Origin of the sequence: Pseudaeromonas aegiceratis, assembly GCF_046254905.1 — a bacterium.
Lineage (GTDB): Bacteria > Pseudomonadota > Gammaproteobacteria > Enterobacterales > Aeromonadaceae > Pseudaeromonas > Pseudaeromonas aegiceratis.
On record NZ_CP158016.1, the window covers coordinates 1,985,008 to 2,009,843 of the forward strand.

21 protein-coding genes are annotated in these 24,836 nt (G+C 61.4%); 10 read left to right on the forward strand and 11 right to left on the reverse strand.

Annotated features, from left to right (window positions below):
- Positions 1 to 71: 71 nt before the first annotated feature.
- Positions 72 to 1,151, reverse strand: coding sequence for an iron-sulfur cluster carrier protein ApbC (apbC, locus tag ABHF91_RS09395; RefSeq protein WP_409420046.1), 1,080 nt, complete (start codon positions 1,149 to 1,151; stop codon positions 72 to 74).
- A 152-nt stretch (positions 1,152 to 1,303) separates the two neighbouring features.
- Here apbC and metG point away from each other — a divergent pair, with 152 nt between their 5' ends.
- A complete protein-coding gene (gene metG, locus ABHF91_RS09400) occupies positions 1,304 to 3,370 on the forward strand; it encodes a methionine--tRNA ligase (RefSeq protein ID WP_409420047.1) in 2,067 nt (688 codons plus the stop codon).
- Positions 3,371 to 3,618: 248 nt separating this feature from the next.
- On the opposite strand, the gene ABHF91_RS09405 is transcribed toward metG, so the two are convergent.
- Positions 3,619 to 4,401 (reverse strand): CHAD domain-containing protein, encoded by a 783-nt coding sequence (locus ABHF91_RS09405; protein WP_409420048.1) that lies wholly within the window; start codon positions 4,399 to 4,401, stop codon positions 3,619 to 3,621.
- The gene (yccX, locus tag ABHF91_RS09410) at positions 4,379 to 4,657 is read right to left on the reverse strand and encodes an acylphosphatase (protein WP_409420049.1); all 279 of its coding nucleotides are present in this window, start codon (positions 4,655 to 4,657) and stop codon (positions 4,379 to 4,381) included. Before yccX ends, ABHF91_RS09405 begins: the two co-directional genes overlap by 23 nt.
- A gap of 88 nt (positions 4,658 to 4,745) precedes the next feature.
- Between yccX and ABHF91_RS09415 the strand changes: the two genes are divergently transcribed.
- On the forward strand, positions 4,746 to 6,182 hold the full coding sequence (locus ABHF91_RS09415) for a methyl-accepting chemotaxis protein (protein ID WP_409423101.1): 1,437 nt from the start codon (positions 4,746 to 4,748) through the stop codon (positions 6,180 to 6,182).
- A gap of 164 nt (positions 6,183 to 6,346) precedes the next feature.
- Here ABHF91_RS09415 and ABHF91_RS09420 read toward each other — a convergent pair.
- The 5 genes from ABHF91_RS09420 to ABHF91_RS09440 all read right to left on the reverse strand — a co-directional run bounded on the left by ABHF91_RS09420 (position 6,347) and on the right by ABHF91_RS09440 (position 11,085).
- A protein-coding gene (locus ABHF91_RS09420; protein WP_409420050.1) for an IS3 family transposase occupies positions 6,347 to 7,509 on the reverse strand; the annotation gives its coding sequence in 2 pieces (ribosomal slippage) (positions 6,347 to 7,254 and positions 7,254 to 7,509; 1,164 coding nt in all).
- A gap of 193 nt (positions 7,510 to 7,702) precedes the next feature.
- Complete coding sequence (locus ABHF91_RS09425; RefSeq protein ID WP_409420051.1) at positions 7,703 to 8,014, reverse strand: AzlD domain-containing protein; 312 nt, start codon at positions 8,012 to 8,014, stop codon at positions 7,703 to 7,705.
- On the reverse strand, positions 8,011 to 8,751 hold the full coding sequence (locus ABHF91_RS09430) for an AzlC family ABC transporter permease (RefSeq protein ID WP_409420052.1): 741 nt from the start codon (positions 8,749 to 8,751) through the stop codon (positions 8,011 to 8,013). The genes ABHF91_RS09425 and ABHF91_RS09430 overlap by 4 nt, the downstream gene beginning before the upstream one ends.
- A gap of 72 nt (positions 8,752 to 8,823) precedes the next feature.
- A complete protein-coding gene (locus ABHF91_RS09435; protein ID WP_409420053.1) occupies positions 8,824 to 9,711 on the reverse strand; it encodes an AraC family transcriptional regulator in 888 nt (295 codons plus the stop codon).
- Between the two features lie 45 nt (positions 9,712 to 9,756).
- On the reverse strand, positions 9,757 to 11,085 hold the full coding sequence (locus tag ABHF91_RS09440; RefSeq protein ID WP_409420054.1) for a 6-phospho-beta-glucosidase: 1,329 nt from the start codon (positions 11,083 to 11,085) through the stop codon (positions 9,757 to 9,759).
- Between the two features lie 93 nt (positions 11,086 to 11,178).
- Between ABHF91_RS09440 and ABHF91_RS09445 the strand changes: the two genes are divergently transcribed.
- From ABHF91_RS09445 to ABHF91_RS09465, 5 genes are all read left to right on the forward strand, one after another.
- A complete protein-coding gene (locus ABHF91_RS09445) occupies positions 11,179 to 12,195 on the forward strand; it encodes a LysR substrate-binding domain-containing protein (protein WP_409420055.1) in 1,017 nt (338 codons plus the stop codon).
- 288 nt (positions 12,196 to 12,483) lie between these two features.
- Positions 12,484 to 12,834: a thioredoxin family protein gene (locus tag ABHF91_RS09450; RefSeq protein WP_409420056.1), complete on the forward strand. Its 351-nt coding sequence runs from the start codon at positions 12,484 to 12,486 to the stop codon at positions 12,832 to 12,834.
- Between the two features lie 997 nt (positions 12,835 to 13,831).
- Positions 13,832 to 14,230, forward strand: coding sequence for a hypothetical protein (locus ABHF91_RS09455; RefSeq protein ID WP_409420057.1), 399 nt, complete (start codon positions 13,832 to 13,834; stop codon positions 14,228 to 14,230).
- A gap of 9 nt (positions 14,231 to 14,239) precedes the next feature.
- A complete protein-coding gene (locus ABHF91_RS09460) occupies positions 14,240 to 14,740 on the forward strand; it encodes a TIR domain-containing protein (RefSeq protein WP_409420058.1) in 501 nt (166 codons plus the stop codon).
- 553 nt (positions 14,741 to 15,293) lie between these two features.
- Positions 15,294 to 15,515: a hypothetical protein gene (locus ABHF91_RS09465; protein ID WP_409420059.1), complete on the forward strand. Its 222-nt coding sequence runs from the start codon at positions 15,294 to 15,296 to the stop codon at positions 15,513 to 15,515.
- 995 nt (positions 15,516 to 16,510) lie between these two features.
- Here ABHF91_RS09465 and ABHF91_RS09470 read toward each other — a convergent pair.
- Together ABHF91_RS09470 and ABHF91_RS09475 are read right to left on the reverse strand one after the other, a co-directional pair.
- Positions 16,511 to 17,092, reverse strand: coding sequence for an ester cyclase (locus tag ABHF91_RS09470; protein ID WP_409420060.1), 582 nt, complete (start codon positions 17,090 to 17,092; stop codon positions 16,511 to 16,513).
- 49 nt (positions 17,093 to 17,141) lie between these two features.
- Complete coding sequence (locus ABHF91_RS09475; protein ID WP_409420061.1) at positions 17,142 to 17,768, reverse strand: NADPH-dependent F420 reductase; 627 nt, start codon at positions 17,766 to 17,768, stop codon at positions 17,142 to 17,144.
- A gap of 140 nt (positions 17,769 to 17,908) precedes the next feature.
- Between ABHF91_RS09475 and ABHF91_RS09480 the strand changes: the two genes are divergently transcribed.
- Positions 17,909 to 18,793: a LysR family transcriptional regulator gene (locus tag ABHF91_RS09480; protein ID WP_409420062.1), complete on the forward strand. Its 885-nt coding sequence runs from the start codon at positions 17,909 to 17,911 to the stop codon at positions 18,791 to 18,793.
- 66 nt (positions 18,794 to 18,859) lie between these two features.
- Here the strand turns inward: ABHF91_RS09480 and hrpA are convergent, their stop codons facing one another.
- On the reverse strand, positions 18,860 to 22,744 hold the full coding sequence (gene hrpA / locus ABHF91_RS09485) for an ATP-dependent RNA helicase HrpA (RefSeq protein ID WP_409420063.1): 3,885 nt from the start codon (positions 22,742 to 22,744) through the stop codon (positions 18,860 to 18,862).
- 242 nt (positions 22,745 to 22,986) lie between these two features.
- Between hrpA and ABHF91_RS09490 the strand changes: the two genes are divergently transcribed.
- Positions 22,987 to 23,748, forward strand: coding sequence for an FNR family transcription factor (locus tag ABHF91_RS09490; protein ID WP_409420064.1), 762 nt, complete (start codon positions 22,987 to 22,989; stop codon positions 23,746 to 23,748).
- Between the two features lie 102 nt (positions 23,749 to 23,850).
- Positions 23,851 to 24,768 (forward strand): universal stress protein UspE, encoded by a 918-nt coding sequence (gene uspE / locus ABHF91_RS09495; RefSeq protein WP_409420065.1) that lies wholly within the window; start codon positions 23,851 to 23,853, stop codon positions 24,766 to 24,768.
- Positions 24,769 to 24,836: the final 68 nt, after the last annotated feature.

Consider the following 24,836-nt stretch of genomic DNA (forward strand, 5'->3'; position numbering starts at 1 on the left):
GGAGGCTTAAACCCGCGCATTATAACGAAAAAGCCTCCCCCCCACTACAGAGCCGACAGCCGGGCTAGCCCCTAGCCCAGGCGATGGACTGCCAGGGACTCCGGGATCGCCTTGCCCTGGAAATAGAGCCGAGCCGCCAGGCCGCGGGCCAGGGCGCGATAGCCTTGGGCCAGCTCCCCCTCGGGCTCGGCCACCAGCGGCGGCACCCCGGCATCCATGGCCTGGCGCACCCCCAGCAACAGGGGAAACTGCGCCAGTAGCGGCAGATCCAGCTCGGCCGCCAGCCGGGCACCGCCCCCCTCGCCGAACAGCGGCTCATGGTGACCGCAGGCGCTGCACCTGTGATAGCTCATGTTCTCCACCAGCCCCACCACGGGCACCCCCACCTTGGCAAACATGGCCAGCCCCTTGCGCACATCCAGCAGGGCAACGTCCTGGGGGGTAGTGACCATCAAGACCCCGGTGGTGGGCACCTGCTGGGCCATGCTCAGCTGAATGTCGCCGGTGCCCGGCGGCAAGTCCACCACCAAATAATCCAGCGAGCCCCAGTCGGTCTCGTGCAGCAATTGGCCCAACGCCTTGCTGGCCATGGGACCGCGCCAGATCACCGCCTCGGAGTCCGGCACCAGAAAGCCAATGCTGTTGACCTTGATGCCATAGCGGGAGAGCGGCCGCATCCGCTGGCCATCGGGGGAGTCGGGGCGCTGGCCCACCAACCCCAGCATCAGGGGCACGGAGGGGCCGTAGAGATCCCCATCCAGCAGGCCGACGCTGGCCCCTTCCGCCGCCAAGGCCAGGGCCAGATTGATGGCCGTGGTGGACTTGCCCACCCCGCCCTTGCCGGAGGCCACCGCCAGTATGTTCTTGATGCCCGATTGCAGCGGCAAGCCGCCGGTGGGGGCCAGGGCGGTCACCTGGACGGCAAGCTGCCACCGCAGCCGGGTCCAGGGTCCCAGGGCCAGCAGTGGCTCACTGAGCCTGGCTTGCAGGGCCTGGAGCACGCCGTCACCGGCAAATGGCAAAGTGAGGCTCAGCTGGAGAGTATCCCCCTCCACCGCCAGCTGGGTGCGGCTGGCCAGCCAGCCATGGGGCCAGTCATCCGGCTGGCTGGTGACAAGCAGGGTTCGCACGGCTTCTAATGGGGCGGACATGTAACAACTCCTGGTGAAACAACCGTTAACGCCCGAGTCTACCCCAAGCCCCTGCTCAGGGATACGGTCACGGCGGCCATCTAGCCTAGGCAGCCCCCCTCATTTTCGGGTAAGATGCGGGCTTACTTTTTCATTGCACGACAAGACAGATCATGGCTCACGCTGCTCGGAAAATTCTCGTTACCTGCGCCCTCCCCTATGCCAATGGCTCCATCCACCTCGGCCACATGCTCGAACACATCCAGGCCGACATCTGGGTCCGTTACCAGCGGCTGCGGGGCAACCAGATCCACTTCATCTGCGCCGATGATGCCCACGGCACCCCCATCATGCTCAAGGCCCAGCAGCTGGGCATCACCCCGGAGCAGATGATCGAGGCGGTATCCAAGGAGCACCAGGCCGACTTCGCCGGCTTTGGCATCAGCTTCGACAACTACCACTCCACCCACAGCGACGAGAACCGTGAACTGGCCAACCTGATCTACACCCGGCTGCGGGACGGCGGCTATATCAAGAGCCGCAGCATCTCCCAGCTGTTCGATCCGGAAAAAGCCATGTTCCTGCCGGATCGCTTCGTCAAGGGCACCTGCCCCAAGTGCAAGGCCCCCGATCAGTACGGCGACAACTGCGACGTCTGCGGTGCCACCTACAGCCCCACCGAGCTGATTGACCCGCGCTCCGCCGTCTCCGGCGCCACCCCTGTGATGAAGGAGACCGAGCACTACTTCTTCGACCTGCCCCAGTTCGAAGGCATGCTGAAGGGCTGGATCACCTCGGGTGCCCTGCAAGAAGAGATGGCCAACAAGCTGGGCGAGTGGTTCGAGGCTGGCCTGCAGCAGTGGGACATCACCCGGGATGCCCCCTACTTCGGTTTCGAAGTGCCCGATGCCCCCGGCAAGTACTTCTACGTCTGGCTGGACGCCCCCATCGGCTACATGGGCTCCTTCAAGAACCTGTGCAACCAGCGCGGCGATCTGGACTTCGACAGCTACTGGCGCCAGGGCTCCGACGCCGAGCTGTACCACTTCATCGGCAAGGACATCCTCTACTTCCACTCCCTGTTCTGGCCGGCCATGCTCGAAGGCGCGGGCTTCCGCAAGCCCAGCAACGTGTTTGTCCACGGCTATGTGACGGTCAACGGCGCCAAGATGTCCAAGTCCAAGGGCACCTTCATCAAGGCCGGCACCTACCTGCAGCACCTGGATCCCGAGTACCTGCGCTACTACTATGCCGCCAAGCTCAACAGCCGCATCGACGATCTGGATCTGAACCTCGACGACTTCGTCGCCCGGGTGAATGCCGACGTGGTGAACAAGCTGGTCAACCTGGCCTCCCGCACCGCCGGCTTCCTTACCAAGCGCTTTGACGGCCAGCTGGCCGCACAAAACGCCGAGCCTGCCCTGTACGCCGACTTCCTGGCGGCCCGGGAACGCATCGCCGAGGCCTACGAGGCCCGGGAATTCAGCCGCGCCATCCGCGAGATCATGGCCCTGGCCGACGTGGCCAACCGCTATGTGGACGACAAGGCCCCCTGGGTGATGGCCAAGGAAGAAGGCCGCGAGGCCGAGCTGCAGGCGGTCTGCTCCGTGTGCATCAACCTGTTCCGCGTGTTGATGACCTATTTGAAGCCCGTGCTGCCCCAGCTGGCCGAGCGCAGTGAGGCCTTCCTGGGTGAGACCCTGAGCTGGGAGGCCATCGACACCCCGCTGCTGGCCCACACCCTGGCCCCCTTCAAGGCGTTGTTCAGCCGCATCGATCCCAAGAAGATCGAGGAGATGGTCAACGCCTCCAAGGAAGATCTGGTGGCCGAGGCCAGCAAGAGCCAGGGCGCCAAGGCCCAGCATCAGAGCGCGCCGGGCAAGGATCAGGCCGATATCGAGCCCATCGCCGACGAGATCGCCTACGACGACTTCGCCAAGCTGGATCTGCGCATCGCCCGCATCGTCAGTGCCGAGCTGGTGGATGGCGCCGACAAGCTGCTGAAACTGCAGCTGGACATCGGTGGCGACCAGCCCCGCCAGGTGTTTGCCGGCATCCGTGCCGCCTACGAACCCGAGACCCTGGTGGGCAAGCTCACCGTCATGGTGGCCAACCTGGCCCCGCGCAAGATGCGCTTCGGCCTCTCCGAAGGCATGGTGCTGGCGGCCGGCCCCGGCGGCAAGGATCTGTGGATCCTGGAGCCCCACGAGGGTGCCCAGCCCGGCATGCGGGTGAAATAAACGCCAAACGGCCCTAAAAAAACAGCCTCTCAACGAGGCTAATCCTCATCAGTTAAGGCGTCGTTGGCGCCTTAACTGCATCTACGACACTGTTTTTGAGGCAAAAGCCAACCCCACCCTAACCCTCCCCTTGAACAAGGGGAGGGAAAAATCGTTCCTCCCCCTTACCAAGGGGGAGGTTAGGAGGGGGATGGCTTGCCTCTGGCACCCATGCATGAGTATCCGCTGCTTAACTGACCAGCATTATCTCAATGAGGCTGTTTTTCTTGGCGCAGATCCTGACTCAGGCAGATCTGCTGCAAGGCCCGACGCTGGCCCAGCAGCCGTTCCTGGCGCGCCAGCGACTCGGCCAGCACCTGCCGCCGCAGACGCTGGCTGCCCTGGCGTTGGAGCCAAGCGGCCAGGCCGGTGAGATCGGAAATGTCCCCCAGGTCTGTCTGCCAGTGGCGCAGGGGCGCCAGCGCCTCGGCCGGCGCCCCCTGCAGCAGCTGCAGGTAACGCAGTTGCTTGATGGCCAGCCGCAGGCGGTGGTAGCGCGCCGGCTTTCCCGCCTTGAGCCGGTCGTAATCCGCCATCACCGCCTCGGCCGCCGCGGCCTCATACCAGGCCAGCCAGGCGTCCCAGGGCAAGGCGGCGGCCTGGGCCAGCCGTGGCGGTTGCGCCGCCCACTCAGCCAGCAGGCAGCGAGCCTCATTGGCCTCCGGCCGTTCCACACCGGCGGGACGCTGGGCCAGCAGCCGCTGCTGCCAGCGGGTGGCCTCGGGCCAGCGGGTCAGCCAGGCCAGGCGCACCTCCCAGTCCCGGCGGGCATTGCTGGCCCGGATCAGGGCCTTGAGCCTTGGCCGCAGGCTGGTCCCCCAGGGATCCAACAAGGCCAGCAAGGGACAGGCGCTCATCAGGATGCGGACGCACACCCGAAAATCGTGGGACTCTTCCCCCTGCCAGTCGGGCTTGGCCAGCAGGCGCGCCAGCTGACTCAGCTGCTGATCCAGCCCCCGCTGCAGGCGCTCAATGGGCAAAGAAGCCGGCATAATCCCGATCCAGCCTGTCCAGCTCTTCGACCTGCAGCCGCTCGACGCTGGCGGTGCGAGGACCGCTCTGCAGCCAGATCAGCAGGCGCGCCACCTGCTCGCTGGCCCCCGCCGCCATCACCTCCACCGAGCCGTCCGCCAGGTTGCTGGCCCGCCCCACCAGCCCCAACCGGCTAGCCTCCTGCTGGGTAAAGTAGCGAAACCCCACCCCCTGAACCCGGCCAAACACCCTGGCACAGATGTATCTTTGCGACATTTTGTGATCCCTCTATGCATTGGTTTTTCTTACAGACCGATAGAATGAAAAGGCTTTCTCTCCCCCTTCATGCGAGACACTCATAATGATAAAAAATCCTGCGTTGAAATGGCTTCATCCTCTGCTGACCCGGCTCACCATCGCCGAAAAACTCTGGCTCATCTTCTGGCTGCCCCTGCTGGTCCTCTTGCTGGTGGTGGGCATCACCCTGGCCAACAACCAAGCACAGCGGGATGCCGATGATGACGCCTATCTGGCAGCTCAGGTTCAGCTGACCGCCAGCCTCATCGGTGCCGACGCGGATCAGGCCGGCAAACTGCCAGCCCATCTCAGTCTGAGCAAGAGTGGCGTCCCCGGCAAGCAGACCGACGGCGACCTCATCCGCTACACGGCCCAGAGTGCCAACGGCCAGTATGTCACCGGCACCCTGGATCTGAGCCACTCCAGCCTGTGGGAGCATCAGAGTGCGACCCTGTGGGTGGTGCTGTTGGCCGTGGTGATCCTGGGCCCGCTGACCCTGCTGCTGGACCAATACATGCGCCGCTCCATCTACGAATTGATCCATGCCCTGCAGCGGCTGGCCGAGGGCGACATGCGGGTGCGCATGGGCCTGCCCGCCGCCCGGGATGAGTTCACTGTGGTGGCCGGCTACCTGGATCAGGTGGCCGAGCGCCAGCAACGCACCCTGCACCGGGTAAACGACAGCGCCGAGGCCCTGGAGATGTTTGCCGATGAATTCCGCGATGCCGCCGCCGAGGGCCAGGGCATAGCCCAGTCCCAGCGCCAATATCTGGACTCCCTCGCCACCGCCATGGAGCAGATGACCGCCGCCATCCGCGAGGTGGCGCGCAACGCCAACGACACCTCCAGCCAGACCCGACTCTCCAGCGAGGAGGCCACCCAGGGCGCCAGCCGGGTCAACCTGACCATAGAGTCCATCCAGACCCTGGCGGACGAGATCAGCCACGCCTCCAGTGCCGTGGAGCAGCTCACCAGCCGCGCCAACAAGATCAACGAGGTGGTCACAGTGATCAACGCCATCTCAGGCCAGACCAACCTGCTGGCCCTCAACGCCGCCATCGAAGCGGCACGGGCGGGCGAACAGGGCCGCGGCTTTGCGGTGGTGGCGGACGAGGTGCGCACCCTGGCGGGCCGCACCCAGCAAGCCACGGTGGAGATCCAGAAGATGATCGAGGAGCTGCAATCGGGCACCGGCGATCTCAACAACATCATGGAGAAAACCGTGGTCAAGGCGGCGGAGAGTCGGGAGCTGATCACCACCGTCGGCCAGGACATAGAACGCATTGCCAGCTACAGCGAGTCGGTGTTCGAGATGAGTGCCCAGATCGCCACCTCCTCCGAGGAGCAAAGCTCGGTGGCCTCAGACATAGCCCAGAACCTCGAAGAGGTGCGCAGCCAATCCATGCAGGTGGAGGAGTCCACCGCCAGCACGGTGGCCGGCACCCAGAACCTGATGGTGACGGCCCGGGAGCTGACCCAGCTGCTGCACGGCCTCAAGCTCTAAGCCAGCCCCAGCAAACAGCCCCGGCAATCCGGCAATGCTCATCAGTTAAGGCGCCATTGGCGCCTTAACTGCCTTTCTTGCAGTCCCCATCATGTTTTTCAAAGCAAAAGCCAACCCCACCCTAACCCTCCCCTTAAACAAGGGGAGGGAAATGTCTGTAGTGGTCAACTAAATCCGGACACTCTGTTAAGCCGATTTTCGGCTTCTGCTGGCGGGAGCCCATCGTTATGTTGATGGGGTCGCCGCCAGTTGTAGTAGTCCATCAGGTAGTAGCTGATGTCCCGTTTTGCTTCCTGGAGTTTCTGGTATCCCGTCTCAGGGATCCATTCTGTCTTTAAACTTCTGAATACCCGCTCCATGGGGGCGTTATCCCAGCAGTTGCCTCGTCGGCTCATGCTCTGGGTTATCCGATAACGCCACAGCCGTTGCCGAAATTTCCGACTGGCATACTGGCTACCCTGATCGCTGTGAAACAGCACTCCCGGCGGACAGCCTCGTTGCTGATAAGCCATATCCAGGGCTTTCACGGCCAAGTCGGCATCCGGCTTATCGGACAGCGCCCAACCAATCACCCGCCGAGTACAGAGATCGAGTACCACCGCCAAGTAATACCAGCGGCCACCGGCCCAGACGTAGGTGATATCACCGCACCAGGCGCGGTTTGGTTGCGCAACAGCAAACTCACGTGCCAATAAATTCGGGATGTCCGGTCGTTCACACTGCGCCGCTTTATAGGCATGAGAGCCGGGCTGCTTCGATACCAAACCCGCTTCCTTCATCAGGCTACGCACCTTGAATCGACCAATTTGGTGTCCCAACTCACGCAGCCTCAACATCAGGGTTCGGCTACCAGCAGAGCCCCGACTTTCCTTGAACAAGCGCCGCACTTCACTTCTGTGCTGCAGCCGTTCACGATTTACATGGCCCTTACGCGCCAAATACTCATAAAAAGATGAGCTTGCGATATCAAACACAGAACAGACCAGTTCGGTAGACTCATGCTCTCTTAATCGCTCGATCAGCGCGTACGTTCGAGATCGTCCGCCATCAAGAGAGCTGTAGCCTTTTTTAGGATCGCTTTTTCGCGTTCAAGTCGGTTGATCCGCGCCTCCAGCTCCTGGATTTTTTGCTGCTCTGGCGTCAGCGCCTTGCTGGCCGGTGTGGAACCATTCCGTTCGGATTGCAGCTGTTGAACCCATCGACGGAGTGCGGTTTCACCGACACCGAGTGAGCGGGAAGCATCGGGCACGGAATAGCCATGTTCGAGCACCAAGCTCGCCGCTTCGAGTTTGAACTCAGCAGTAAATGAACGACGTTGTCTTGTCATTGAACACCTCGGGTTACGGTGGCGACTTTACCACCTAAAATGGTGTCCGGGATGATTAGACCACTACAGTCGTTCCTCCCCCTTACCAAGGGGGAGGCTAGGTGGGGGATGGCTTGTCTCTGGCGCCCATGCATCAGTATCCGCTGCTTAACTGACCGGCATTACCGGACAGCCGGGGCTTTTTTTTCGTCTGCTACAGCCACTGCTGCAGGCAGAAGAAGCCCAGCAGGCTGCCCAGCACGGTCACCAGGGTGTGGCGCTGGCCCAGGGCCAGGCCGATGGCCACCAGGGCCGCCAGCAGATAGGGGTTGGTCAGCCGGGTTTCCAGCTGGCCGTCCCGCACCCACACCAGGGGGACCCAGATGGCGGTGAGCACCGCCGGCGAGGCGAAGCTTAAGAAGCGCATGGTGCGGGGACCCAGGCGCAGCGGCAGGCGCCGCACCAAAAATAGATAGCGGCTGCCGAACACCAGGGCCGCCATGGCCAGGATCAGGAGCAGGCTCATCCTCTGCTCTCCTTGGCGGCACCACGGCGACTCAGGCCATAGCCCACCGCCATGCCCCCCAGGCTCGCCACCAGCAACCCCACCTTGGGAAAGTACAGCGCCCCCAGCACGGCGAGCAGGGCCGAGCTCAGCACACAGCCCCACACAGCCCGGCTGCGGCATCCGGGCAGCACCAGGGCGATGAAGGTGGCCACCACCGCAAAGTCCAGCCCCCAGTGGGTGAGATCCGGCAGGCTGTGACCCGCCACCACCCCCGCCAGGGTGGCCAGATTCCAGCCCAGATAAAAACTCAAGCCCGCCCCCAGGGCAAACCAGGGATCGAAGGCCTTCAGCCGGTCGGCGGTGTGCAGGGCAAACAGCTCGTCGGTGAGCAGGAAGCCCAGCCCCAGCCGCCAGGGTCGGGAGAGGGACAGCAGGCTGTGGCGCCAGGCCATGCCGTAAAGCAGGTGGCGGGCCGTGATGAGGGCCGTGGTGGCCAGGATGGGCAGCCAGCCCAGGTGGGACTGCACCATGCCGATGGCCACCAGCTGGGCAGCGCCGGCAAACACCAGCACCGACAGGGCCTGGCCCTGCCAGGGTGCCAGGCCCGCGTCCATGGCCAGGGCGCCGGCCAGGATCCCCCAGGGGGTGACTGCCAGGGTCAGGGGCAGCATGCTCTGGGCCCCCCGCCAGGCAGATTGCCAGCGGGAGTAAACAGGTTGCGCCTGGGGCGCGGGATCAGAAAGCGACTGGGACATGAAAAGGACTCAATAAAGGGAAACGGCGCAAGAGGCTATGGCATCACGGGACCAGCCAGGAAAACGCCGAGCTTAGCGCACCTGAGTACCGCTGACTTGTATCTTATTGCCCTGTACCGCGGCGGCAAACTGCCCCGGGGTCAGCCCCATGGCCCGTTTGAAATGCCGGTGCAGATGGCTCTGATCGTGAAAGCCGCAGGCTGGGGCCACGTCAATGAGAGGGACCCCCTGGCGCAGCAGATCCCGGCTCAGGCGCAGGCGGGCCTGGATCTGGTAGGCGTGGGGCGGCAAGCCGTAGCGGCGGGCAAACTGGCGCAGCAGATGATAGGGGCTCATGGCCGCCAGATCCGCCAGCTGATCCAGGCTCAGATCCGCCTGTGGCGCCTCATCCAGCAGGGCCTTGACCCGGGCCAGTCGCGCCCAGGCCGGGCCGGACTCTGCCAGCGCACCGGGGCGACGGCCATGGCGGCACATCAGATCCAGCAGCAGGGGATAAAGCAGGCATTCGGCCTGTAATCGGCTGTGGGGGCCGGCCAGCAGGTCGAACAGTTGACGCAGCCGCGCGGCCAGCTCGGCATCGGCCACCACGGCGGCAGGAAAATAAGGCGCACCGGCGAGGCCTGCCTGGCGGGCCAGCGCGGCGAATTGGTTGGGGGTGGGATAGCAGGCGCGGTAGCTCCAGCCATCCGGGGTGGCGGACTGGCCGTTATGCACCTCGTCGGCGTTGACCAGAATGATGCTGTGGCGGGGCGCCACATGGTTGGCCCCGGTGCGAAAGAAGCGCTGGGCGCCTGTCTCTATCACCCCGAGTGTGTAGCCCTCGTGGGTGTGACGGGAGAAGTTCTGCCGATGATAGCTGGCGTCGAGCAGCTCCAGCCCCCCAACTCCTCCGCCCGTCGGTAACAGGCCTGCTCCTGGGATGCCGTGTCCATACTGCCCTCCTGTGTGCCGGCCCATCATAGCGCAAGGCCGGCACGGGAGGTTTGTATAAAATTGCCGGACTGATTAACGCCGCAGGTGGGCGTACTGGGGCAGGTAGGGGGCGTTGATCTCCAGCAGCTCGTCCAGCACCTGCCGGGACACGGGCCCCTTGCGCACCATGGGGTTCAGGGTCAATGCCTGCAAGGCGGTGCCGTAATCCCCGGTGACGGCGGCGTCCACCGTCAGCTCCTCGAAGGCCTTCATCAGCCGCAGCAGGCCGACAATGGCCGGGTTGGCGAAGGGCTCGACATTCAGCGGCACAGGGCCGTTGCCTGTGATGACGCAGCTCACCTCCACAGCACAGTCCGCCGGCAGCTCCTTGATGGCGCCGTTGTTGCGCACGTTGACGTGCATTATGGTGCGCTTGTCGTTATGGATGGCGCTGATGAGTTCACAGGCCGCATCCGAGTAGTAGGTCCCGCCCCGTTGGGCCAGCTCCGGCGGCTTGATATCCAGGTTGGGATCCTTGTAGCGCTCCAGCAGCTGTTCCTCCAGCCGGGCCACCACCTCTCCCCGGGTGCCTTCACGCCGCTCATGCTCCAGCTCGTGCTGCATGATGTCGTCGGGCAGGTAGTAGTAGCGGTGGTAACAGCAGGGAATGACCCCCAGGTTTTTGATCTGATCCGGATCCCACTTGAAGGGCGGTATGTTCTTGGGCCGCAAGGCGCCGGGATCCTGGGCCACCCGTTCCAGCAGCTCGGGCAGCTTATCCTGCCCCTGGTGCCAGGCATGGCGCACATAGATGAAGTGGTTGAGCCCCGCCACCTGGATCTGGCATTCCCCCGGCTTGGCCTCCAGCATCTCCTCGACCCCCTTCTCGGTGAGCACGGGCACGTTGCACAACCCCACCACCTTGATCTGGGTGTGCTTGAGCACCGCCTCGGTCACCATGCCGGAGGGATTGGTGAAGTTGATGAGCCAGGCATCCGGACACAGGCGCTCCATCTCGCGGCAGATGTCGAGGATCACAGGTATGGTACGCTGGGCCTTGGCAAAGCCCCCCACCCCATTGGTCTCCTGGCCTATCATGTCGTACTTTAGGGCGGTGCGCTCATCGTTGATCCGCGCCGGGATCAGTCCCACCCGGAACTGGGTACAGACATAATCCGCCTGGGCCAGCGCCGCCTGCCGATCCAGGGTCAGGTGCACTGTGAAGGGATTCCCCACCTTGGCGACCATGCGGCGGACCAGGGCTGCCACCACCTGGGTCTTCTCCCAGCCTGCCTCGCAATCCACCAGCCACAGCTCCTTCACCGGCAGCTCGTCCAGCCGGTTGATAAAGCCTTCGATGATCTCGGGTGTGTAGGTGGAACCGCCACCTATGATGGTGATCTTCAGTGCCGCTTTGCTCATGTTCATGCTCCTCTGCTTGGGATGAAGTGAGTCTAATACGCCAGAAAATTTCATGGCAGCGCACGTTTCTAAGTCTTAGCATGAGTAGAATTCATGACAAACGTTGCCACCGAGGCTGCCATGGCCATTACCCCAGGCTCTCCCCCCGACGCCCCCAGCAAGACAGCCCAGCTGCTGCGCCGGGCCAATCTCGCCGCCCTGCAGTGCTTCGAGTGCGCCGCCCGCCACCTGAACTTCACCCGCGCCGCCGACGAGCTGATGCTGACCCAGAGCGCCATCAGCCACCGCATCCGCGCCCTGGAGGAGCAGCTGGGCTACGCCCTGTTCCTGCGCACCCCGCGCCAGCTGAGCCTCACCGACGAGGGGCGCCGGCTGTTCGAGGTGATCCACGCCGGCCTCGGCCGTCTGTACGACGAGCTGGACAGCATCAACCAGGGTAGCGCCACCGGCCTGCTGGTGGTGGGGGTGGTGCCCACCTTCGCCCGCCACTTTCTGGTGCCGCGGCTGGCGGACTTTCACCGCCAGTACCCCCATATCCAGCTGCGGGTGCGGGTGCGGGCCAGCCTGCTGGACTTCAACCGCGATCCTGTGGATGCCGCCATCTATTACGACGAGCACCCCCAGCCCGGGGTGCAGTGCCTGCCGCTGTTTGGCGAGACCTTAAGCCCGGTCTGCTCCCGCCGCTACGCCGATGAGCACGGCCTGTGGGATAGCCCGGCGCCCCTGGCCGGCTGCCGCTTTCTGCATGACGTGGAGGCGCTGCACCCGGACGCCGTGTACGACGAATGGCAGCAGTGGCTTAGTGCCGCCGGGCTGGAGCTGGACATTCAGCAGAACTGCGACATCTTCAACCACTTCGATCTCACCTTAGCCGCCGCCATGAACCAGGTGGGGGTGGCCATGGGCCGCGGCCTGCTGGCCGCCCCGCGGCTGGGGCGTGGCGAGCTGGTGCAACCCTTCCCCCTGCAGATCCCCTCCCGCCGGCGCTACTTCTTCCTGTGCGGCAAGGAAAACGCCGAGCGGCCGCGGATCCGCGCCTTCCGCCAGTGGCTGCTGGAGCAGGTGGCCTTGATGCCAGAGGGGCCCTGGAGCCTGGCGGCGGGGAACTAGCTGCCTAGCGGCAGACAGGTCTTGAGGGTGGGGCCGCTTGGCCGTTGTGATCCGGCGGCTCAGATTGGGCTTTATCCGTTCCGCCCTGTCGGACAGACAGAGGGGAGATGGATCCCGTAAGTGGCCCTGGCGTCGAATCTTGATCAGCCTCTTTTTTATGGATGCGATGCGGCCAAACTTAAGGTGACTACGCGCTATGGTGGGCAGGTGATAGGCTGCGCCATCCGGCGACACAGGCCCGCTTATGGGCCGTTTCAGCCATGCGTTTGGCAAACACAAGAGGTGGATATGGATAATCTCTGCAAAGGCTATAACCCCGACTATTCCGAAGACGCACCAACCTTGGAGCAGGTCAGTGGGCAGCCGGGGGATCTGCTGCTGGAATTCGGCGCGCCCTGGTGCATGCACTGTCAGGCCGGTGCGCGGGCGGTGCAGGCCGCCATGGTCGACTATCCCCAACTGCCTCATCTCAAGATCTATGACGGCAAGGGCAAGCCCCTGGGCCGCGCCTTCAAGGTCAAGCTGTGGCCGACGCTGATCCTGCTAAAAGACGGCCAGGAAGTGGCACGGCGGGTGCGGCCAGTGATGGCCGAGGAAGTGAGGGAGCTGCTGGCGCAGCTGGCTGGTCAGGGGGCCTAGCCGCCGGATGCGGCATTGAACACTGGCTCCCTCCCCTGCCAAGGGGAGGGTTGGGGTGGGGTCAGCATTGGGCTGGCTCAACTTCGTTGAGGTTATTTATCCAGAAAAGCTTTGCCCGTTGCGCCCTGTCGGGCATAGCACTTTTACCGATACCGCTGGTGCGGGACTGATGTAGCGGTTGGGCCGTTCCGCCCTTATCAGCCACAACGCCTTGCCAACCTACCGCTGCACGGGGGCGTGCCAAGGGGGCTAGTGCCGCCCCCTTGGCGAACCCGGCACTCCCCGACTGTCTGGGCCTGCGGCTACCCTCGTCTCCTGCGCTGGGCTTAGGGCACGTCATCAACACGCATCCATGCGTGATGATGACTGGCGCGGCTCCCTGCCGCACCGCCCGCCCATCGCCGCCTCCTCGGCCAGACAGAGGGGAGACTGATCCTGTCAACCGGCGCCTGAGATGCAGCCAATTTATCGGATTACTCATTTCCCGTAGGGCGCAATAGCAAAGCGTATTGCGCCAGATGACGAACACCCAAGCAGCGGAGACGAAATGGCCTTAAGAAACCGCCCGGACAGATGAAGAGAGCCGACTGCAGCCGATTCGACAGATTGCCAAATGTGACCAATCCGCATGTCAAAGTTCGTAAAGGCCGGTTAGGATAGGGACTCACAAGGATGTGGTGCAAGCAGCAGTGTGAGGGCTGAGACTCAGGGGCGGTAGCGTCTGTATCGGGTCAGAAATCCAGCCCAAGCCCGCAGGGAAACCACTGTATCAATGATCAAGAAGAACACGATCAGGTCCCACGGCGGGATAGGTGGCCAATTTGCCGCCTATCCACGAACGCAAAGAAAGCGTCGAAATTTCCACTGTCAGTACAATGGGTTGCATGGCAAATAAAGCTGACTAAATGGAACTAGGCGGCTGGCTGCCCGTGGATAGGTGGCAAAATGCCGCAGAATAAATTGTTATGTGATCCTTGACTGAAAGTAAGGAAACTCAATGGATAGAAAATTAAAGCATTTAGATTTCATTCAAGGGGTCATTAATAGGCTTTCTACCAATTCTTTCCTTTTGAAAGGCTGGAGTGTGGTTTTGATCTCAGCACTATTTGCATTATCGGCCAACAACTCCAATGTGAAATTTATTTTTTTGGCCTATTTTCCAGCAATCGCCTTTTGGGCGCTAGATGGATATTTTCTTTCGCTGGAGCGCGGATATCGTAAACTCTACGAAAAAGTTCGCCGGCTTGAAGCTGATGAAATTGATTTTTCAATGGACACCAGAGAGGTCCATAGTGGAGCAAATGAGTGGGCTTCAGCATTTCTTTCAAAGACTTTAATCGTCTTTCACGGTGCTCTGATTGGTGCGGTGATAATAGTAATGTTCATCCAAATGTGAGGTAATACCATGGCAAGAAAGTGCTTCTACAGTTTTCATTATCAACCCGATTGTCAAAGGGCTGCGCAAATTCGTCAAATAGGTTCTATCGAGGGCAATAGACCTGCATCTGACAATGACTGGGAAACTGTAACAAAAGGTGGTGAGGCCGCGATTAAACGCTGGATTGCGAATCAGATGAATGGCAAATCATGCACCATATTGTTGGTTGGCAGTGACACTGCCAACAGAAAATGGATCAATCATGAAATTGTTGAGTCTTGGAATTCGGGCATGGGTATTGTTGGAATTTATATTCATGGCATTAAGAACCTAGCGGGTGAAACATCAACGCAGGGAGCTAATCCATTCGACTATATTACTCACGGCACAACCAATAAGAAGCTATCCTCCATAGTCAAGTGCTATAACCCTGGTGGTGCTACCAGCAAAGAAAAATACGCATGGATATCGCAGCATCTTGCAAATGCCGTCGAAGAGGCAATAAAAATCAGAAAGGATAATCCGTAGTGTTTCCTGATAGTCCTCACATAACAAGCGCGTCAATTAGGACGCTCGCAAGCTCGCGTCTATTACGCGGGCGTTAGGCGAACAACATCATGTCTCAAAACATGGAATTTAAGACGAAACTCGCGAATTGGTTGGCTAAAAAAGGACTTGAAGCTCAGTCATTCGAACATTGGGATGAGGTAGTAACGCGCCTATTGCTTGTTGATTCCGGGCAAGATATATATGAATTTTCTATTAGTGCCGCATCCAAAGACAATTCTATAAACAGTGGCAACTTTCAAGTAAGTGTTTCTTTAGTTAAACGTGGATCACGAAAGCATCATGCTTTTTACCGGGAGCGGGCTCGATTCACATATACCACGATCACTTCCGAGTCACACATATTCAAAGGCTTAGATGCATGTTATTTAGTGGTGACTGGCTGGATTACTGAGGCAGGGCATGAACTATTACCCCGCTCCTAACAATCTGGTCAACTTCGCTCCGCCCCGGCGGGGCTGTGCGAGACGCCAAAACCTTTGGTTTTGTCGCCCATTACCAGGGCGTTAGGCATATGGACAACGAACAGATAGTCGTAAATTGGCAGCGCAGCATCATAAACATCTGTATGACGATCCTTAGTAGACCGCTGTCGAATAACGAAACTGCATTTATTCAGGCTCATGGAGGTTTCCTGGCTCTTGAAGCCATAGAAGAACATGTCCGCAGCCTAAATGATGATCCTGTGGCTCTTATCCGCTATCTGAATGCTGAAGCTGATAATGAACATCCCTAACAAGTGACTTAAAGATGTTCATTACGCTCACTTGGACGTCCCGCTTACAGCGGGCCGCCCTTTAGCCAAATATTAGCGGTATCAAGTGACCTATTGAGATAAGCAACACTAGAGTAATAAAGTCCTCACTCGGGTGTAGTCTTTCTAAGACATCTATGAAAATAAATTAGGTGAAATAATGCAGCTTCATAAACATGTCACTTCTTATATGACTTGGTATGTGCCAATTAACAGTGCAAAGGCTAAAAAATGGTACTTCATAAAATCGAAAGGTAAGTTCTATCGCTTTCCTGTCAATGTCGATCAGTTAAAGGCATGTCATCAAGTGTCAAATAATGAAGTTGCAGAAGAATTGTCGCTCCCGAGAATGAAGTATATGGGACGTTCTAGGTTAATGACTGTAGGGTATCTGCTTACGTAGTCCTAATTGATAACAATAATATTGTTACATTGGCTATTGAAAGCTTAGCCCGTAGGTTGGGCTGAATGAAATGAAGCCCAACGTCTACCATGTGGCAGCCCGCAAAGGGCGCAATAGCCGAAGACGTATTGCGCCGTAATTTTCTCGGCCAGGATGCTTATTGTATCCCCCTCCCTTGCCGCTGGCCGAGGAGGCATGCTGAGCCAGTCATCGCCGCGTCGGGGCCAAACCGGAAAGGGACGGGATTGAATATCCCGGCCCCGGTTTGGCGCTAGGGCATGGATAGCCCGAGCGGGGTGCGAAGCCAAGGAAGGCTAATCGGCGTTGATGACGGCCCAGTGCCCAGGCCGACCAAGGGCGAAATGGCCCCTTGCGATCCAGTCACCCACGCCGCAGGCAACAGCCAATCGGGCAACCACCCAGCAAGCCATCCCCCACCCGGCCTCCCCTTAAAAGGGGGAAGATCAATACCCGCCGGCCCGGCCAGCACCAACCGCCAGGGGCCCTCCGGCCCCAAAAAGCAAACCCGGTGCCACTGGCACCGGGTTATTTCAACTCACGCAAGTAACAAAGATTACTTGGCCAGGCCGATCTGCTTCATAAACGACAGGTTGTCCCACATCAGCCACTCTTCATCCATCACGCCCGCCTTGTTCCAGTGGCCTATGGTCATCATGCCCAGCTTGAAGCTCTTGCCGGTGGCCGGGATGGTCTTCCCCTCCCCGACGGGCATGGGTTGTGAGAAGGTCCCCTCGATGGTGCCGGAGACGGCGGTCCACTCCCCGGAGGCGATGCGGATGGGGTGCTCTTTTATCTTGGTATCCGGGGCGAAGACGAACATGGGCTTAAGCTCTTCGATGTGCGCGGCTAACCCCTTGCTGGTGTGGCCGTCCGGGTAGTGCACCAGGATGTCTTTGGCATGGCTCTTACCCAGCTCGTCCCACTTCTGGCCGCTGTACACGTTAAAGTCCAGATCGTCGAAATTGGTCAGGTTGGCCTGTTCCGTCTGCCGGGTCTTCGCCACGGCGGCCACCTGTGCCTTGAGGGCGGCAATTTCGGCCTGCTCGGCGGCGGTCTGGGTGGCGGCGAACGCCACGCCGGTGGAACTGGCAATCAACAAGAGTACTGCGGCAACAGGGGTAAATTGAGTTTTCATATCCATTCTCCAACGTTATTCGTCATTTACTGTGATGTTTCCCAGACCGTCAGGCCTTGTGGATCCAGGTCGGAGCCATGTTGGTGCCCAGCCCGGCGCCATAGCCCAGATAGATATTCAACCCCGCCAAGGGCTCCAGATAGCGGGCATTCTTCAGGGCGCCGGCATCCACCACGCTAAAGCCCAAGCCTTGCGCCAGGCCGACCACCACCTGTTTGGCGGCGCCATCATCGGCGGCCACAAACACGGTGGCGGTTTGGCCGTTGCCCAGATCCGCACCGGCGCCGAGCACCTGGGCGAACAGGGTGTTGAAGGCCTTGACCACGCGGGCGCCCGGCACGGCGGCGGCGATCTGTTCGGCGGCTGAGGTGCTGTGGCCTATGGTGAGGCCCATGTAATCCGCGGTCAGGGGGTTGGTGATATCGATGACCGTCTTGCCGGTCAGATCCCCCAGCGCACTCAGGGCAGGCACGGCATCGGCAAACCCGGTGGCCAGCACCAGCAGCTCGGCCTTGGCGGCCTCGGCCGGGGTGACGACGCGGGCGCCATAGGTGGCGGCCAGTTCCTGTGCCTTGGCGGCATTACGGCTGATGATGGAAACTGTGTGGCCGGCCTGGGTCAGTTGTTTTACAAAGGCAGCACCCATGTTGCCGGAACCAATTACTGTGATGTTCATATGCACCTCGTCAAATCGCTGTAGTGAGTTGGTCATCGCCAGTGGATGACCTTGTTGCCTATACTAGCCGCAACAATTCAGATAAAAATGGCGTAAAGAGGAAGTAACTATTACTAAATTCGCAACGATCGGAGCGACAGATGATTGATGTGCTCAAGGCCATGCAAGCCCTGGTGGCCGTGGTGGACAGCGGGAGTTTCGTCGCCGCCGCCGAGATGCTGGATACCTCGACGGCCGCCATTTCGCGCCAGATCAGTGGGCTGGAGGCGCACCTGGGGGCGCGATTGCTGCATCGCACCACTCGGCGGATCTCCGTCACCAGCGCGGGGCAGGAATATTATTCACGGGCCAAGATCATCCTGGGGGATGTGGCGGAGGCAGAAGCCATCGTCGGGCAGCAGTCGCTGCAGCCCAAGGGACTGTTGCGCATCAGCGCCCCGCTCTCTTACGGAAATCATGAATTGGCCCGGCTGCTGCCGGAATTTATGGCGCGCTATCCCGAGCTGACCCTGGATATCGACCTCACCGACCGGGTGGTGGATCTGGCCTTCGAGGGGATTGATGTGGCCATCCGCATCTCCCAGTCCCTGACCTCCCAGGTGGTGGCCAGGAGGATCAAACCCATCGAGATCATCCTGTGTGCCGCTCCCGCCTATCTGGCCCGTCGGGGCTTCCCCGACAGTCCCCAGGCGCTCGCCGAGCATGACACCCTGAGCTACTCCTATCTGGCCACCGGCGAGAACTGGCATTTTTTCGATCAGGATCGGCGGGAGGTGACGGTGCGGGTGCAGTCGCGCATTCATGCCTCCAATGGTGATCTGCTCACCCGCCTGGGAGTGGCCGGTGGCGGCATCATCATTCAGCCCGCCTTTATCGTGGCGGAGCACATTGCCAACGGCAGCCTGGTGCCCCTGTTACCGGACTGGCATCTGGGGGAATATCATCTCTATGCGGTCTATCTCTCCCGCAAACACCTCTCCGCCAAGGTCAGGGCATTGATCGACTTCCTGGTGGAAAAGGCATAGGCCCGGCGGGGCGCACCAAAACAAACGGGCGCTTTCGCGCCCGTTTCACCATTTACACTGCACTGCCTAACACTTCACCGCGGCTATCGCCTGACTCACCCGCTTATCCGAGATGGGATAGGGGGTGCCCAGGGCCTGGGCGAAGAAGGAGACCCGCAGCTCCTGCAGCATCCAGGCGATGTTGCCCACCTCGTCGGGCACCGGCAGCCCCTTGGGCAGCTTGGCCAAGAGCTGCTGGTACTGCTGCTCCACGGCCTGCACCTTGAGCATGTAGACCCGGTCGCGGTTGGGATCCAGGGGTATCTTCTCCAGCCGCCGCTCGATGGCTTTGAGGTAACGCAGCAGATCCGGCAGGCGGGCCTGACCCGTCTGGCTGACGAAGCCCTTGTGGATGAGCCCCTCCAGCTGGGCCTGGATGTCCGAGTGGGCATAGGCCAGCTCCAGGGTCACCCGACCTTTGAGCAACTTCTTGATGCCATGGGCGCTGGTGAGGATCTGCTCCACCTGGGCGGCGATGGCCACCACGGCGTCGTTGAGCTCACCGCGGATCGCCTCCTTCATGGCCTCAAACTCGGCGGCGTCCCACTTGGGCGCGCCGTGCTGGCGCATCAGTTGATCGCAGCCGCAGGCGATGCAGTCATCGATGAGCTCCGCCACCTTGCCGAAGGGGTTGAAGTAGAGGCCCAGCTTGGCCTTGTTGGGCAGCTTCTCCTGCAGGTACTTGATGGGGTTGGGCACGTTCAAGAGCACCAGCCGCCGCTGGCCGGCCCACATGGCGGCCGCCTGGCCCGCCTGGGTGTCGAACAGCTGAATGCCCACCGACGCCTTGTTGTCCACCAGGGCCGGATAGGCCTTGACCTCGTAGCCGCCACGCTTCTGGCTGTACTCCTGGGGCAGTGGGCCGAAGCTCCACAGGGTCAGGCCATCCTGCTCTATGTCGCTGTCGGCCACCTTGGAGAGGGTCTCCTGCACCTTGCCCTGCAGCTCGTCCTTGAGGGTCTGCAGCTCCTTGCCCTCGGCCAGCTTCCTGCCGTGCTCGTCCACCACCCGGAAGGTGATTTTCAGGTGATCGGGCACCTGATTGAGATCCCAGCTCTCCCGGGCTATGGTCACGCCGCTCATGCGTTTTAGGTGCTTCTCGATGCAATCGAGCAGCGGGCCCATGTCGGGATTGATCGCCTGGTTCAAGGCCGAGGCGTAGTTGGGCGCCGGCACGAAGTTCTTGCGGATGGGCTTGGGCAGCGCCTTGATGAGGGCGATGAGCAGATCCTGGCGCAGGCCGGGGATCTGCCACTCGAAGCCCGCCGGCTCCACCTGGTTCAGGATGGCCAGTGGGATGTGCACCGTCACCCCGTCCGCCGCCTCGCCGGGCTCGAACTGGTAGGAGAGCTTCAACTTGATGCGGCCCTGGTGCCAGAAGTTGGGGTAATCCAGCTCGCTGATATGGCTGGCATCCCCCTTCATCAGCATCTCGCGCTCGAAGTTGAGCCGCTCGGGCTCGGCCTTGGCGGCCTGGTTCCACCAGCGGTCAAAGTGGCGGGCGCTGACCACCTCGTGGGGGATGCGCTCGTCGTAGAAGGCGAACAGGGTCTCGTCGTCCACCAGAATGTCGCGACGGCGCGACTTGTGCTCCAGCTCTTCGACTTCCAGCAGCAGTTTGAGATTCTGCTTGAAGAAGGCGTGGCGGGTGTCCCAGTCCCCCTCCACCAGGGCGCGGCGGATGAAGAGCTCGCGGCAGGCCGCCGGATCGATCTGGCTGTACTGCACCTCCCGCTCCGGCACTATGGTGAGGCCATAGAGGGTCACCTTCTCGCTGGCCAGCACGGCGCCGGCCTTCTTCGACCAGCGCGGATCCGAGTAGCTGCGTTTCATGAGGTGCCCGGCCAGGGGCTCGATCCACTCGGGCTGGATGCGCGCCGCGGTGCGGGCGAACAGCCGGGAGGTCTCTGTCAGCTCGGCGGCCATCACCCACTTGGGCGGCTTCTTCGCCAGAAACGAGCCGGGGAACAGCATGAAGCGGGCATTGCGGGCGCCGATAAACTCGTTTTTCTCGCCGTCCTTGTTGCCGATGTGACTCAAGAGACCCGAGAGCAGCGCCTGATGGATACGGGTCGGATCGGCGGCCACCTCGTTGTGCTTGAGGCCCAGCTCGCGGCTGGCCTGACGCACCTGATAGTGGATGTCCTGCCACTCCCGCACCCGCAGGTAGGAGAGAAACTCCTTCTGGCAGCGCTTGCGCAGCTGGTTCTGACTTTCCTGGTTCTGGATGTCCTTCAGGTACTGCCACAGGCTCAAGAGGGCCAGGAAGTCCGAGTCCTTGTCCTCGAAGCGGCGGTGCAGCTCGTCGGCGGCCTGCTTCTTGTCCATGGGCCGCTCCCGGGGATCCTGGATGGAGAGGGCTGCCGTGATGATGAGCACCTCTTCCAGGCAGTCGAAGTCCGGCGCCGCCAGCACCATGCGCGCCAGGCGCGGATCCAGCGGCACCCGGGCCAGCTGCTTGCCCAGGGGGGTGAGGCGCAGCCCCTCCTTGCCCTCGGGTTTGCCCTGGATGGCACCCAGCTCCTCCAGCAGGCGCACGCCGTCGCTGATCTGGCGGTTGTCCGGCGCCTCCACGAAGGGAAAGCGGCTCATCTCCCCCAGGCCCAAGGAGAGCATCTGCAGGATGACCGAGGCCAGGTTGGTGCGCAGAATTTCCGGATCGGTGAACTCGGGCCGGGAAAGGAAGTCCTGCTCGTCATACAGGCGGATGCAGATCCCCGGCGCCACCCGGCCGCAGCGGCCCTTGCGCTGGTTGGCGCTGGCCTGGGAGACGGGCTCGATGGGCAGCCGCTGCACCTTGGTGCGGGCCGAATAGCGGCTGATGCGCGCCGTGCCGGGATCGATGACGTAACGGATGCCCGGCACCGTCAAGGAGGTTTCCGCCACGTTGGTGGCCAGCACGATGCGCCGGCCCGCATGGGGGCTGAACACCCGGTTCTGCTCGGCGTTGGAGAGCCGCGAGTAGAGCGGCAAGATCTCGGTGTCCCGCAGGTTGCGTTTGCGCAGGGCGTCGGCGGTATCGCGGATCTCCCGCTCGCCGTTCAGAAAGATCAGTATGTCCCCCAGCCCCTCATGGCACAGCTCGTCCACCCCATCGAAGATGCCCTGCAGCGGGTCCTTCTCGTCGCTGCCATCCACCAATGGTCGGTAGCGGGTCTCGACGGGATAGGTGCGGCCCGACACCTCTATGATGGGCGCCTTGCCGAAGTGGCGGGAGAAGCGCTCGGGATCTATGGTGGCGGAGGTAATGATCACCTTGAGATCCGGCCGCTTGGGCAGCAGTTGCTTGAGATAGCCCAGGATGAAGTCGATGTTGAGGCTGCGCTCGTGGGCCTCGTCGATGATGAGGGTGTCGTACTGGCTCAAGAAACGATCGTGCTGGATTTCCGCCAGCAGTATGCCGTCGGTCATCAGCTTGACATAGGAGTCGGCGCTGACCTGATCGTTGAAGCGCACCTTGTAGCCCACCGCCTGGCCCAGCTCGCACTTGAGCTCCTCGGCGATGCGGCTGGCCACGCTGCGGGCCGCCAGCCGCCGGGGCTGGGTGTGACCGATCAGGCCCTGGATGCCACGGCCGGCTTCGAGACAGATCTTCGGCAGCTGAGTGGTCTTGCCCGAGCCGGTCTCCCCGGCCACGATCACCACCTGGTGGGCCGCGATGGCCGCCGCTATCTCGTCTTTCTTCTGGCTGACCGGCAGTTCTGCGGGGTAACTGATGGCCGGGATCTGCCCGGCCCGCTGCTCGGCCCGCAGTTGGGCGGCGGCGATCTCCAGAGCCAGGGTTTCCAGTATGGGCTGACGCTTCTTCTCCGGCACCCGCTCCACCCCCTTCAGGCGGCGGGACAGGGCCAGGCGATCCATGGTCAGGCAGGGCGCCAAGGCCGCCTGCAGTTGGGCAATCTCGAGTGACAAAACAGACCTCTGATGATGATGAGCCACGCCGTTGCCTTGCACCGGCGGCAGGACTGTTTGCCCCACCAGGGGGCAGAGGGGAACTGGGGCAGCATGCTACCAGAAATGGCCGGTCGTCGCAGCGCCAGTTAGAAAAGGAACTCAATAGGAACCCATTCGTACCGACGCATCGTTAGCCTGTGCAAGGGCCGCGGCTTAGGGTAGTATTGTTTGATAAAAATCAAAATCCATCTGATGTCGAGATGATCCAAGACAAGAAAAGCCCCAAAAGAGCCCCATCTGGGGCCTGCACCATTCACTGTCAGGACTGTAGCATCAGTCAGCTGTGCATTCCGTTCACCCTCAATGAACAGGAACTGGATCAGCTCGACAACATCATAGAGCGCAAAAAGCCCATCCAGAAGGGGGAAACCCTGTTCAAGGCCGGCGATGAGCTCAAATCCCTCTATGCCATCCGTTCCGGCACCATCAAGTCCTACACCATCACGGAGCAGGGCGACGAGCAGATCACCGGCTTTCACCTGGCAGGCGATCTGGTGGGCTTTGATGCCGTCTCCCGCCAGCGGCACCTCTCCTTCGCCCAGGCCCTGGAGACCTCCATGGTGTGCGAGATCCCGTTCGACATACTCGACGAGCTCGCCGGCCGCATGCCCAAGCTGCGCCAGCAGATCATGCGCCTGATGAGCAGCGAGATCATGGGGGATCAGGAGATGATCTTGCTGCTGTCCAAGAAGAATGCCGAGGAGCGGCTGGCCGCCTTCTTGCATAACCTCTCTACCCGGTTCAGCGAGCGCGGCTTCTCCGCCAAGGAGTTCCGCCTGGCCATGACCCGGGGGGACATTGGCAACTACCTGGGCCTGACGGTGGAAACCATCAGCCGACTGCTGGGCCGCTTCCAGAAGATCGAGCTGATCCGGGTCAAGGGCAAGTACGTGACCATACTGGATCCCGTGGTGCTGGCCCAACTGGCCGGTGCGGCCAGCTGCCGCATCCCCACCCCCTGAGGACGAATACCTGATTTCTTGATCCCGTCGTCCAACAGAGTGTGGCCCATGGGCTAACCTAATGATGAAGTTACCGTTCTCGATGATTTTTCAGGGGGTAGCATGATCAAATACAACAATATTCTGGTGGTAATCGATCCGGCGGTAGATGAACAGGCTTCCCTGCACCGGGCGCTGGATATCGCCCGGCTGGGCCACAACGTCAAACTCAAGCTGTTCCTGGCCATCTACGACTTTTCCTACGAGATCACCTCCATCCTCTCCGCCGAGGAACGGGAAGAGATGCGCAGCGGGGTGGTGAACTACCGGCAGGAGTGGCTGCAGGCCATGGCCGAACCCTACCTCACCCAGGGCTTCGATATCGAGGTGAAGGTGGTCTGGCACAGCCGGCCGTTCGAGCAGATCCTGCAGGAGGTGGAGGAAGCCCACCACGATCTGGTGGTCAAGGGCGCCCACCACTACAACCTGCTGCAGACCTTCATCTTCACCCCCACCGACTGGCATCTGATCCGCCGCTGCCACTGCCCCGTGCTGCTGGTCAAGGAGCACGAGTGGCCCATGCACGGCCATGTGCTGGCGGCGCTGAACTTCAGCGACGAACCGGTGCAGATGGCCTTGAACGACAAGATATTGCACGAGGCCCAGCAAGCCGCCCAGCTGCTCAAGTCCGAGCTGCATCTGGTGAACGCCTTCCCCTGCCCCACCATCAACATCGCCCTGGAGGTGCCGGGTTTCACCCCCGAGATCTACAACGACGCCATCCGCCAACACCACATACAGCAGATGGCCGACTACGCCGCCCGCTACCATGTGCCGGAGGATCACACCCATATCCGTGAAGGGTTGCCGGAGGATGTGCTGCCGGAGTTGGCCCTGGAGCTGGATGCGGAGCTGATCGTGGTAGGCAGCGTGGGCCGCACCGGCTGGTCGGCGGCGCTGATCGGCAACACCGCCGAGCAGGTGGCGGACGAGATGTCCTGCGATCTCATCGTCATCAAACCGGATGCCGACGAGGCATAACCGACCTGCCTTGCCCTCCCCCGGGACACGGCTATAATAGGCCGCCTTTTTTGTCCCGTGGGGAGTGG